Origin of the sequence: Staphylococcus sp. ZWU0021 (assembly GCF_000798895.1) — a bacterium.
Classification (GTDB): Bacteria; Bacillota; Bacilli; order Staphylococcales; family Staphylococcaceae; genus Staphylococcus; species Staphylococcus saprophyticus.
In genome coordinates this window covers 507,628-519,692 of sequence record NZ_JTLN01000005.1, presented here as the reverse complement: position 1 = coordinate 519,692, position 12,065 = coordinate 507,628, and the positions used below count along the sequence as shown (strand labels likewise).

Annotated in this window: 11 protein-coding genes and 1 pseudogene; 8 read left to right on the top strand and 4 right to left on the bottom strand. The window is 35.4% G+C overall.

Annotated elements, in window-relative coordinates:
• The 3 genes from isaB to cidR all read left to right on the top strand — a co-directional run.
• Positions 1-352 (top strand): immunodominant staphylococcal antigen IsaB family protein (isaB, locus tag L987_RS03220; RefSeq protein ID WP_047502892.1); only part of this gene is annotated, 352 nt, incomplete at its 5' end.
• Positions 353-535: 183 nt separating this feature from the next.
• Positions 536-1,408, top strand: coding sequence for a class A beta-lactamase (gene bla / locus L987_RS03215; RefSeq protein WP_156105195.1), 873 nt, complete (start codon positions 536-538; stop codon positions 1,406-1,408).
• A 56-nt stretch (positions 1,409-1,464) separates the two neighbouring features.
• Positions 1,465-2,340 carry a cidABC operon transcriptional activator CidR gene (gene cidR, locus L987_RS03210; RefSeq protein WP_002484126.1) on the top strand — a complete coding sequence of 292 codons (876 nt, stop codon included), beginning with the start codon at positions 1,465-1,467 and terminating at the stop codon, positions 2,338-2,340.
• Positions 2,341-3,185: 845 nt separating this feature from the next.
• On the opposite strand, the gene L987_RS03205 is transcribed toward cidR, so the two are convergent.
• On the bottom strand, positions 3,186-4,130 hold the full coding sequence (locus tag L987_RS03205) for a LacI family DNA-binding transcriptional regulator (RefSeq protein WP_047502889.1): 945 nt from the start codon (positions 4,128-4,130) through the stop codon (positions 3,186-3,188).
• Positions 4,131-4,232: 102 nt separating this feature from the next.
• On the opposite strand from L987_RS03205, the pseudogene eda reads away from it, so the two are divergent.
• The 3 genes and pseudogenes from eda to L987_RS03190 all read left to right on the top strand — a co-directional run bounded on the left by eda (position 4,233) and on the right by L987_RS03190 (position 6,210).
• Positions 4,233-4,888, top strand: a pseudogene (eda, locus tag L987_RS03200) (bifunctional 4-hydroxy-2-oxoglutarate aldolase/2-dehydro-3-deoxy-phosphogluconate aldolase).
• Between the two features lie 3 nt (positions 4,889-4,891).
• Positions 4,892-5,743, top strand: coding sequence for a sugar kinase (locus L987_RS03195; RefSeq protein ID WP_231558563.1), 852 nt, complete (start codon positions 4,892-4,894; stop codon positions 5,741-5,743).
• Positions 5,744-5,961: 218 nt separating this feature from the next.
• The gene (locus L987_RS03190) at positions 5,962-6,210 is read left to right on the top strand and encodes a hypothetical protein (protein ID WP_047502888.1); all 249 of its coding nucleotides are present in this window, start codon (positions 5,962-5,964) and stop codon (positions 6,208-6,210) included.
• Between the two features lie 253 nt (positions 6,211-6,463).
• Here L987_RS03190 and L987_RS03185 read toward each other — a convergent pair whose 3' ends face one another.
• The 3 genes from L987_RS03185 to L987_RS03175 are packed head-to-tail and all read right to left on the bottom strand — an operon-like array spanning position 6,464 to position 9,618.
• Positions 6,464-7,246 (bottom strand): DeoR/GlpR family DNA-binding transcription regulator, encoded by a 783-nt coding sequence (locus tag L987_RS03185; RefSeq protein ID WP_002484122.1) that lies wholly within the window; start codon positions 7,244-7,246, stop codon positions 6,464-6,466.
• Between the two features lie 39 nt (positions 7,247-7,285).
• Complete coding sequence (locus L987_RS03180) at positions 7,286-8,527, bottom strand: MFS transporter (protein ID WP_011303811.1); 1,242 nt, start codon at positions 8,525-8,527, stop codon at positions 7,286-7,288.
• Positions 8,528-8,553: 26 nt separating this feature from the next.
• The gene (locus tag L987_RS03175) at positions 8,554-9,618 is read right to left on the bottom strand and encodes an alcohol dehydrogenase catalytic domain-containing protein (protein WP_047502886.1); all 1,065 of its coding nucleotides are present in this window, start codon (positions 9,616-9,618) and stop codon (positions 8,554-8,556) included.
• Between the two features lie 198 nt (positions 9,619-9,816).
• Between L987_RS03175 and L987_RS03170 the strand changes: the two genes are divergently transcribed.
• Together L987_RS03170 and L987_RS03165 are read left to right on the top strand one after the other, a co-directional pair.
• Entirely contained in the window at positions 9,817-11,445 is a 1,629-nt protein-coding gene (locus L987_RS03170) for a ribulokinase (protein ID WP_047502884.1), read from the top strand.
• 125 nt (positions 11,446-11,570) lie between these two features.
• On the top strand, positions 11,571-12,038 hold the full coding sequence (locus tag L987_RS03165) for an SRPBCC family protein (protein ID WP_011303808.1): 468 nt from the start codon (positions 11,571-11,573) through the stop codon (positions 12,036-12,038).
• Positions 12,039-12,065: the final 27 nt, after the last annotated feature.

Sequence of the window (12,065 nt, the reverse complement as noted above, 5' to 3'; positions counted from 1 at the left end):
CTTCACGCAAGATTATAATTTTGTGCGTGCATTAAAATATGACAATGTGACAATTAATGGCTACAAGGTTAATCCGCATACAGATAGAGAACCTGTTCGCAGTGAACAAGTTTACGATACAACTGTTGATTTCAATAGTAGCGATGAAGTAGTCGGTATTACATTTTTAACAAAACCTAATACAATATCTAAGGATACATTTAAAGAAGCACATGTCTCTAATCAAATTGTTAATAAAGGTGAAGCAGACGAAGGCACATTCTTAGAATATCAAACCAATGCAGGTATATACACAGCATATTTTGATAAAAATGATAAATTAATGAAGATAATGATTAATTTTGAAGATTAATGATTGTATCGGAAAGCCCAAGTCATATACGAGTCATTTAAGTATTTGTTTATGAGCGAGATTGAGAAATCAAATGTGAATATTTGGTTTCTTTCTCGCTTTTTATGATTTTCTTAATAAAGATATTAAAGTTATAATTATAAATAGATAAAAATTTTTAAATTTAAAAAAAGGGGATTTTCAATGATAAATCAATATATAAAGAAATGGTTTATTGCGTTTGTTTTGAGTGGTGTATGTTTAATAGGCTTATCATCGATGCATAATACAACTTTTGCTAAAGACATAGATCAAATAGAAAATGAATACAATACTAAAGTAGGGATTTATGGGATTAATACGGAAAATGGCAAAGCATATCAACATAATGCGGATGAGCGATTTGCTTTTGCGTCAACATATAAAGCTATAGCCAGTGGTATATTATTGAATAAAGTAGCTCCATCAGAATTGAATAAAAAAGTTGAAACCAATGAATCAGAGATTGTGGCAAATTCACCAGTGACTGAACAATACATAGGTAAAACAATGTCATTAAAGGCTTTAATTAAAGCGTCTATGTTGCAGAGTGATAACACGGCAAATAATAAAATTATGCAAGAATTGGGTGGCGTCAACGGTTTAAAACATGAGTTGGTGCAATTAGGTGATGATGTTTCGGAACCACAAAGATTGGAGCCAGAATTAAATTATTTTGATCCAAATAGCAAGGCAGACACAACGACACCACGAGCTGCCGCACAAACGTTAAATAGTATTTTAACTAGTAATGAAATGAATGGATCTAACTTATCATTGTTAAAACAAACAATGATAGAAAATAAGACAGGTGATACTTTGATTAAAGCGGGCATGCCTAACAGTTATACAGTTGGTGACAAAAGCGGACAAGCTTTAACATATGCAACACGTAATGATCTCGCTTTTATTTATCCTAAAGGACAGGATAAGCCAATTATTTTAGCAATTTATTCCAAACAAGATCAAAAAGATGCGAAACCTAATGATAAAGTAATTTCAGATTCTGCCAGAGAAGTGATTAAGTATTTAAAGTAGCGCAATAAAGGCGTATAATTATAAGTTAAACAAAGGGTAATTCAGAGGAGATTAAAATGGAAATTAAGCAAATGAAATATTTTGTTGAAGTTGTAAAAAATGGTGGCATGACTCGGGCTTCAAAACATTTATATATTGCACAGTCTACAATTAGTAAAAATATTAAAAGTATTGAAGACGAATTTAATGTCACGTTGTTTGATAGAAGAAAGAAACATATTATTTTAACCGATATCGGTCAAATATTTTACGATAAGTGCGTAGAAGCATTAGCGATATTAGATGATTTATCACTTGAAATGGATGATGTCACAAACATAGAGCGTGGTCATATCAGACTAGGCGTCTCAGCAATTATGGATGTACGTTTGTTCACAGAAAGTTTGAATCAATTTCACAGTATGTACCCGAATGTGACGTATGAAGTAGTTGAAGGCGGCGGTAAAGCGGTTGAATTTTATTTAAATAATGATGAAATTGACGTTGGTATTACAACATTGCCAGTCGACGATGACATTTATCACGCAGTTCCTTTATATAAGGAGAAATTAATGCTCGTAGTTGATAAAAATTCTAAGTATGCAAAGCAATCCGCCGTATATTTAGGAGATTTGAAGAATGAACGTTTTATCATGTTTCATGATGATTATTATATTAAAGATCAAATTATTGAGAGCTGTCGAAAAGTAGGCTTCCATCCAAAAGTGGTAGCGAAAATGGCACAAATCACGTTTATTGAAAATATGATTTTAGATGGTATCGGAGTGAGTATCTTACCTGAGAGTATTGTGAGTATTTTAAATAAGGATATCACTGGTATCGAAATAACGGGTGCAGATGTGAATTGGAACTTAGGTATCATTTGGAAAAAGGAAAGTTATATCAATTACGTCACGCGCGAATGGATTAACTTTTTAAAAAGTTATAGATAATGCCATATAATTAACGTGATATGAAATCATCCAAAATTACGTATGCTGATAGGGAATTTTCATTATTCCAACTATGTATTTTGCGCATAGGTCGTGGCGTATTATAATAGGGTTTGTAGAGGGTTATGTGCACTGATTACCTAAGCAGACAAATACTTTAACGTAAGTCTTCACGAAGTGTTTATGACGTCAAACAGCATAGATACACAGTATATAAAACAAACGTGATACATGTCAGACTCCATAACTTAAAAAAGATACTAAGTAAGCTTGTAAGCATATGATGAAACGGATGAATGTTGCATGACACAGAGACGGTGTGATGGCATTAAATTTGATATTGCTTTGTAACCCCTTATGCGAAGAAATTATCGAGGTCTGGATAATGTTTGTTAATATCATGTTCACGAAATATAAGTTGAAACCAAATAACCTAAGTTTTCTCCCAAAATTAAAACTTAAACCCCCTCAACCAAAACGATCATTGGTGGCTATGTTTCGATACAATCTTTAGTCTTTAACATGATAGGATCTACAAATTTTATCTTTCATATGTATAGAGACAGCTTTTATTTTAATATTTATATGTAAAAAACAATATTTGGGTATGTGACGGTTACCTATCGAGTTATCGCTACACACATCGATCAATGTCTCATACGTACTTTAACCAAAATGAAGTTAGGCATGTAAATATTTTAAAAACTTATATTTTTGTTGCGATAAAAAAGAAATAACCCTCTAGATATGATAAATATTTCTCAAATAAATGAGCCCATCACTACACTGTCCATGTAGTATTGGGCTCATTTATTTATGAGGGATGTTAGCAATGGTAAACTCAATTATTGATTATGACTTAGTGATGGGTGTAGGTGATAGGTATTTTCTATCGGTTCACCTTTAATTACTTTATCTAAGATAGCAACAACTTGTTGTGCAATTTCGGCAGTAGGTACACCAATTGCCTGTACAGGATAATCAATTTTTTTAATTTGTGGAATATTATCGTAAGAGTATATGATTGGCTGTTCATCAGCTCCTATAGCGTTGATAGTTCCTACTGTGATATCGTAGCTCCCACATATAACGCCAGGTGCCAACGATGATTCCTGAAGAAAGTGTTTAACTGAGGTCTCGGCTTCAATCGCATTTAATCCGCTCGAATCAATCATGCGATATTGGATGCGATGCTGTTCACAATAATTTGCAATGGCATCTTTTTTAGCAATTTGGCGCGCGTCATTGGTGCGAATATCACCGATATAATCTATACGATCAATACCTTTTGCGAGTAATTCCTTAATGGCGATAATCATTGCTTCTGCGTGATTTACATTAACAATTGGATAAGAAATATCACGATCAACGCCATATGCTACGACGGGTACATTGTTGTAAATTTCTGGAGGTAAGTTCGTTGTTTCACCCTCATCAAAAATGACAATGCCATCACAGCCAAATTCGACAAATTTTTTCGAAGCGGCAGCAACATCATCAATCGACACAAACATGACATAACCTAAGGATTTAATGGCTAAATTAATTTCAGTGATGAGGTGAGTTACGGCAACACGGTCGACAGATGGCCATATCAATCCAATCGTACCACTTTTCTTAGAAACGAGTGCTCTTGCGGAGTGATTGGGAATATAATTCATTTCAAGCGCTTTTTGTTGAATCATTTGTTTTGTATTTGGTTTAACAAGTTGGGAATTTTTTAATGCTTTACTAACTGTGGAATAGCTTACGCCACAGGCTTCGGCAACATCTTTTAACGTTACTGCCATAAAATTTCTCCTTGAAATAGATTGATTTAAGTTAGAATTAATTATACCATAGAGGTAAGCGTTACAATATTTTTTTGAACATTAATAACAACGTTGTTATTAATGTTCAAAAAATTAAAATTCTATCAAGGCGATGACAAGATGAAATCCACAGAGACAATGAAAGCAATTCAACAAGGGCAACATATCGCAGTCATGCGTACAGATGATGCAGCATCATTTTTAGATATTGCCAATACGATTATTGATAAAGGGCTAAATATTATTGAAGTGACGTTAACAACGCCGAATGCGATAGATATCATTGCCGAATTATCAAAACGAGATGATGCATTGATTGGAGCGGGGACAGTACTCGATAGTGTTTCTGCACGAACAGCAATTTTAAACGGTGCTCAGTTTATTGTGAGTCCATCTTTTGATAAAGAAACTGCTAAAATTGCTAATCTCTATGCCGTACCATATATTCCAGGATGTATGACAGTAAAAGAAATGGTTGAGTCATTACGCTATGGTTGTGAAGTATTAAAATTATTCCCAGCAACACAATTTTCACCTAAATCTATTAAAGACTTAAAGGGCCACTACCACAAATTGAAATTGTACCTACAGGTGGGGTTGGTAAAGATAACCAAAAAGAATGGTTAGATGCAGGTAGCTTTGCAGTAGGTATAGGTAGTGAAATCACGAAAATCTATCAGCAACAAGGTAAAGCCGCATTAGAGCAATACGTAGCAGAATTAAAAAGCGAGGGATAATTTATGACGGTATATGGATTTGGCGAAGTATTACTGCGCTATACCCCGCCTAATTATGAACAGCTTAAAGATGCCAATACATTGGGGGTAAACGTGGGCGGTGCAGAATTAAATGCACTTGTAACACTAGCTCAATTTGGACACGCAACTGAGATGTTAACGGCCCTACCAAATCATGCTTTAGGGCAATTAGCTTTACAAAAAATGTATCAATCACGCGTTGGAACACAGTTAATACAACATGTAGACGGGCGTATGGAAACATATTATATGGAAGAAAGCTTTGGTTTTCGAAGTGGAAAGGTGATTTATGATCGAGAGCATTCAACATTTGCTGAACAAGGCCATGTGGTAATGGATGATGTATCTATTAAAGCAGGTGACTATGTGATATTGACTGGCATTACACTGGCTATTAATGAAACCATTCGTGAACAAATCGTAGATATACTTAAAAAGCTTAAAGCGCAAGGTGCACATATTGTGTTTGATATCAATTTCAGAAGTAATTTATGGTCAAAAGACGTTGCGGTTCCAGTAATTAAATCCATTTTACCTTTAGTTGATGTGCTTTTCTTTGGTAAAAAAGATGCAACGCATTTACTTGAGACAAACGTAGAAAGTGACGACATGAAGGCTTGTGCTGAAACGATACAACGACAATATGGTATACCACTCATGGCATCAAGTAATAGAGACATTGAACAGAGTACCTTACAAGGTGTTGTCCTATCTGAAAAAGGTTATTTAGAAGGCGAGTCATACCAGTATACTGTTTTAAACCGTATTGGCTCGGGAGACGCATTTATGGCAGGCGTGTTGCATGGTTTAATCAACCAATTGGGAGTTAAATGAAACCATTGATTTTGCGACGAAATGTGCTGTCTTACAACATACAACAAATGAAGATGCGCTAGCGGTGGATGAAAGTGATGTCTTTAAATTGGCATCGCATTTTGGAGAATTAAAGCGTTAAACACATTACATTTTATGAATGACTAAACTAACACAAAACGCTTTTATGTAAGCGCATTCAACTAAAATATGTGAAACTTGAATGAGTGTAAGTTAATTTGTTTTCGACGAGTGCGCTAGATATTGAAACAGAAAATAAAATTCAAAAAGCGTTTAAAAAACTTTCAGAACACAGAACGTCTTTAATTATTGCACATCGATTATCGACGATTAAAGATGTCGACCGTATTATCTTTATTAAAGATGGTCAAATTTTAGAAGAAGGAAGTCATGATGTATTAATGCAGCATGATGGTCAATATAAACAACTATACTTATCTCAATTCTCAGATGTTGAAACGTTTTAAATATAAAGAGAGGACCCATCCATTATTTGTAATGGATGGGTCCTCTCAGACTTTGTTGGCAGTTTTTTATGCACGCTCTCCGCGAGTCCAGACTTAGCCTGTAGTCTGCGGCTAGTGCTATTTCCGCAGTAGTCAGCATAAATCAATTGATAAAAGAGATTAATATGAAATGCTTTCTATGATGAACCTAGATATTCATATCTTATGCATTCACTTTTTATGAAAATATTTCAGTAATTATGCTTCAGCAAAATTACTCAGGATGTGCTTCTGCATGAACCGTAATTAAATGTTTGAAGTGGTTATCGTAAGCTTGCCAATCTATGTTCTTGTTGGTTTGATCAGTGATTAGGACATCAATTGTATCGCTAGAACAAACATTGTAAAGTGATACTTTATCAAATTTAGAGCTATCAGTGAGCACATAAACGGCTTTAGCTTGTTTCACCATTTGTATTTTAGTAGAAGCAAGTGTGTCATTAAAATGTGTAATCCCTTTTTCTAAATCAATTGCAGGCGTCGCTAAAAATAATTTAGAAGGGTTAAATAATTTTAATGTTTCGTTTGTAATCATGCCATTAAGTAAATAATTATCTTGATATAAAATGCCTCCAGTGACGATAATCTGATTGGCAGTTGATTTTAAAATCGAAGCGATGTGAATGTCGTTCGTGATGATTGTTAAATTACTTTTTTGTGTAAGTGCACGTGCAAAGTGAATGGTCGTCGATCCCGAATCAATGAAGAGGGTGTCTCCATTTTCTACGAATTCCGCTGCTTTAAGACCAATTGCTACTTTTTCATCATAATAACTTGTTTCACGATCATCAAAATTCAATTCATCCCATACTTCTGAATCGTTCAACACGACGCCACCATGCGTGCGCTTGATCTGGTTGTATTGCTCTAACTTATTTAAATCACGACGAATGGTCGCTTCATGTACATTGAATTCAAGCGCTAAATCATGAATGGTCGCTTTTTTATTGGTTTTTAAAAAAGTAATGATAAATTGTTCGCGTTCAGCTGGCAACATCGAGGACGCCTCCTAAATGATGATTAAATTTTCAAATAGCTATGCTGTTTCATGTTCGCCACTTTGCATATGCTTTGGCATTTTAATAAAGTAAGTCAGAATCGTACTAATAAAGTATAGAATTGCGAGTACCCAAATGACGCCGATTGCTTGTATGCTGCCAATGAATAAATAGACAATCATGGGTCCGACAAATACAGGTAATCCTGCACCTAAATTAAGTACAGACAAAGCCGCACCCTTATCTTGTTTAACAAGTGATGGGATCAATGCGGATAATGGTACATAAGCAGCGATAAACGCACCCCAACAGAATCCGACTACAGTTAATAGGACAATGTTACCATCTGTCCAAATAGGGACATAACCCATTAATAAAACAGAAATACCGCTGCCAATACCACCGAAATACATGACGGTATTACGCCAACCAATTTTATCTCCGACGATGCCAAAGATTAAGTTAAAGATGATGTTACCAACGAAAATCGTTGACCATACCGCAAGCCATTTCGAAGTGGGTATGCCAAATGATGAAAGATAGATTGGTAAAAAGACTGGAAAGGCAAACTGTGCTGTCGTATTAATCACACGAACGATACCACCTAATAATACTTTCGGTTCATCTTTCATAATCGTTATGCCTTTAAGTATTTCTTTTAATTTTTCTTTTGAACTTCCTTGATTAGATGGCAATTTGTCTTTGTTCAAGACTAAAGTGAAGAATCCACCGAGTACCACCCAGAATAATGAGCTCCATAATGTATTGATATGGCCTAAATACTCAATTGCCCAAATAGAATAAAGCGCACCTAATACATTTAAGCCACCGGTAAATACAAACCAGAACCAACCTACGGCTGCACCGAGTGTCTTTTGTTCTGAACGGTAAGAAATCCATACCAAGAAGGAATAAGCAAATAATGGATAACCTAAACCTCTAAGTGCGTATGCAGGTAACATGAGCGCAAGATTTTGTGATGGAATTGCAAATCCGACAAAGAAAATTGTACCAATAATATAGAAGGTTAAGCCTAGCATCATTGTTCGTTTACCGCCGAGTGCTTCGGCAAATACACCACTAAGCCAACTTGCTAATGCAACTGTTACGCCATATGCAGAAAAGAGTAAACTTGTTTCTTGAACCGAAAAGCCGTGACCGTGTAGCCATGGACTTAGCCATCCAATTTCTAAACCATCACCCATCATGAAGATGATAATACCAATATAGCCCCATACAATTTGGCGAGGCATGCCTAAAATCGAATTCGAATGATTCATTTATATACCACCTTTTCAGTCATTGTTTACCAATGATATTGTAAATAAGTTTTTTTCCATCCTTTGTGTGCTGCAGTATCATCCATGGCTTCTTTTAAATCTGAAGTATCATGAATATGATAGTAAGTCTCTGGAATCAATTGTCTCAACGCTTGTTGGTACTGTTTATTACTAAAGGCATGAATGAGTTGCTCGAATTCACGTTTTGTACTACGTGAACTACCCGAAAATGTCAGACCTTTTTCAAGAACATCTCTGGTGTTAATACCAACGCGTTCTTCCGTGACACCCATTAATACAATATGCCCCTGTCTATCGATTAAATCGATGGCTTGGTTAATTGCAGATTCTGAAAATTTACCACCCGTACATTCAAAAACAGTATGTACGCCACGATACTGATTGAAATCGAAGTCAAATACGAGATGTGTTGTGGCAAAGTCTTCAAAGGCAGCTAGTTTTTCTTGAACTGCACCAAATACAATTAAATTTGCTTTATCAATACCATAAATATAATGTAAGGCAGTTGCTGCTAAATAACCGACTGGACCATCTCCAAAGATTGCAACTTGTGGGGACGTTTCAGTTGTTATCTCGTCAAGTTGATTGATTGGAAACAGTGATACTGAACATAACTCAGCAAGTAATGCGACATCTTCATCTAAATCTGTTGGAACTTTTACGACATTATCGCCAGGCACCACCATGCGATCTTGGCATATACCATCAAATCCACTGCCCATAAATACGGCGTTTTCATCATAATTATCTTGGAATGAAGTCGTTGGATATGTACCTTTACGTAAGTGAGAAGGGATATTTGGTACAATGACAACTTTATCTCCTTGTTGAAAATTAGGATGTTTAGAATCTTCTACGATACCGATACCTTCGTGAAAGAGTGCCATAGGTAATTTCTTTGCGAGTGCTTCTGGGCGACGATTGCCAGTATAATAACGTAAATCTGCATGACAGACACTTGCTTTTGTAGGTTTAACGATAATATCTTTCTCTTCGAAATCATGCGTAAGGGTATCTTTTTTGAATACGCCAGGTTCGATTAAGCGAAAAGCGTTCGATTCGATTTTCATATTTGCGCAACTCCTTTATATTTATGTTCATTTATGTTTGTACGGCTAATAGTAAACGCTTACATAATGCTTTGTCAATGATTATAATGCTTTTTTATGTTTCTTTATGTATTTTTATGAATGTTTGTGTTGATTTTTATAACTATCTTCATTATGATTTAGGAAAGCGTTTTCTTATAGTGAACTGGAGGATAAATTATGACTTACAGTATAGGGATAGATTTTGGAACTGGCTCAGGAAGAGTGTTCTTGGTGAACACTGAGAATGGAGAAATCATAGGTCAATATGTACAAACATATGCCCATGGCACAATTGAAGGTGAACTCAATGGACACAAGCTGCCACAAAGTTATGCATTACAAAATGCGAATGATTATATGGAAGTCATTGAAACAGGGATACCAGAAATTTTGGCAAAAACAAATATAGATGCAAAGGATATTGTTGGTATAGGTATAGACTTCACTTCTTCCACAGTCATATTTGTAGATGACCAGATGGAACCAATGCATAACAATCCTAAATTTTATAACAATCCTCATGCTTATGTGAAATTATGGAAGCATCATGGCGCTCAGGCAGAAGCAGATCTATTGTTTAATACTGCGATAGAAGAGAAGAATCGCTGGTTAGGATACTATGGATTTAATGTGAGTAGCGAATGGATGATTCCTAAGATTATGGAAGTGAATGATAAAGCGCCAGAAGTCATGACTGAAACGGCTGATATTATGGAAGCTGGGGATTGGATTGTGAATCGACTTACTGGTGAAAATGTTCGATCTAACTGTGGTTTGGGCTTTAAGTCTTTTTGGGAATCATCTACAGGCTTTCATTATGATTTATTTGATAAAGTGGATGACAATCTATCAGATATTGTACGCACGAAAGTAGAAGCGCCTATCGTCAGTATAGGTGAAAGTGTCGGTACAGTGAGTGCAGAGATGGCACATAAATTAGGACTTTCACCTGAAACGGTAGTAAGTCCGTTCATTATAGATGCGCACTCAAGTTTACTAGGTATTGGTGCTGAAAAAGATAAAGAAATGACAATGGTTATGGGAACAAGCACGTGTCATTTAATGCTGAATAAAGAGCAACATAAAGTACCTGGTATCTCGGGGTCAGTTAAAGGTGCCATTATACCAGATTTATATGCATACGAAGCAGGACAAACAGCAGTTGGTGATTTGTTTGAATATGTAGCTAATCAATCCCCATATGAATATGTAAAAACGGCAGAAGATAGAGGAATTTCAATTTTTGAATTACTTAATGAAAAAGCAAGTCAGCGTTATCCTGGAGAAAGTGGTCTGATCGCTTTGGACTGGCATAATGGGAATCGGAGTGTGTTAAGTGATAGTAATTTGAAAGGGAGTCTATTTGGATTAAGTTTACAAACGAAACATGAAGATATATATCGTGCATATATGGAAGCAACAGCATTTGGAACAAAAATGATTATGCAACAATATCAAGGTTGGCAAATGGAAGTGGAACGCGTTTTTGCTTGTGGTGGTATACCTAAAAAGAATCATTTATTAATGGAAATTTACGCAAATGTATTGAACAAGAAGATTACAGTTATTGATAGTGAGTATGCACCAGCTATCGGAGCAGCCATTTTAGGTGCGATTTGTGGCGGTGCGCATCCTAATTTTTCTTCAGCTATCCAAGCAATGAAAGAACCTGTTTTATATCAAGTAGAACCAGATCATGCACAGGTCTTAATTTATAAAAAATTATTCAATGCCTATAAAGAATTACATGATTTACTGGGATATAAAAAAGCACGTATTATACGTAATGTGAGCGCATTAATGTAAGTTTTTATAAGAGTGATATGACTAAAATCAACGACCGCAATCATGAATGGAAAATCATTTTGGTTTGTGCACTGAAAAAGAGGTAGTTAAATAATAACGTATTACACTTGAAGGAGATGTTGATAATGGAATGGGAAATTGTAAATTTAGACATGACGTTTAAAGTAGATGCACCAGTAGAAGAAGTGTTTCGTGCCTGGACTAAGCCGAGTCTTTTTAAACAGTGGTTTATGACAACAGAAGAAACGAATAAAGTTGCCAAGAATCAATTTGAAATCAATGGAGACTGGGAAATTATCGATGTCAGAGAGGGCGTTGAATATAGAGCAATTGGCACGTATATAGATATTGTCAGTCCTTATAAATTGACGTTTTCATTTAAAATGCCTCAATTTAGTGAGTTAGAAGATATCATCACTGTTGAATTTGTTGATTTAACAGGAGCAACAGAAGTTAAATTTAACCAAGGCATCAAAGTTCCTTTTGAAGGCGACACAAACGATTTCGAAGCGGATAAGACAGAAGTCAAAAAAGAAATGGAAACAGGCTATAACTTGATGTTTGAGCGATTAAAACAGCTATGTGAAGGTTAATATTTACAGTGAAGTCACTTTTAGAAA

What these genes read in the sequence shown, in the direction of transcription:
- bla (WP_156105195.1), top strand. Translation starts at nt 536, where the DNA reads ATGATAAATCAATATATAAAGAAATGGTTTATTGCGTTTGTTTTGAGT.
- cidR (WP_002484126.1), top strand. Translation starts at nt 1,465, where the DNA reads ATGGAAATTAAGCAAATGAAATATTTTGTTGAAGTTGTAAAAAATGGT.
- L987_RS03205 (WP_047502889.1), bottom strand. Translation starts at nt 4,130, where the DNA reads ATGGCAGTAACGTTAAAAGATGTTGCCGAAGCCTGTGGCGTAAGCTAT.
- L987_RS03195 (WP_231558563.1), top strand. Translation starts at nt 4,892, where the DNA reads ATGACGGTATATGGATTTGGCGAAGTATTACTGCGCTATACCCCGCCT.
- L987_RS03185 (WP_002484122.1), bottom strand. Translation starts at nt 7,246, where the DNA reads ATGTTGCCAGCTGAACGCGAACAATTTATCATTACTTTTTTAAAAACC.
- L987_RS03180 (WP_011303811.1), bottom strand. Translation starts at nt 8,527, where the DNA reads ATGAATCATTCGAATTCGATTTTAGGCATGCCTCGCCAAATTGTATGG.
- L987_RS03175 (WP_047502886.1), bottom strand. Translation starts at nt 9,618, where the DNA reads ATGAAAATCGAATCGAACGCTTTTCGCTTAATCGAACCTGGCGTATTC.
- L987_RS03170 (WP_047502884.1), top strand. Translation starts at nt 9,817, where the DNA reads ATGACTTACAGTATAGGGATAGATTTTGGAACTGGCTCAGGAAGAGTG.
- L987_RS03165 (WP_011303808.1), top strand. Translation starts at nt 11,571, where the DNA reads ATGGAATGGGAAATTGTAAATTTAGACATGACGTTTAAAGTAGATGCA.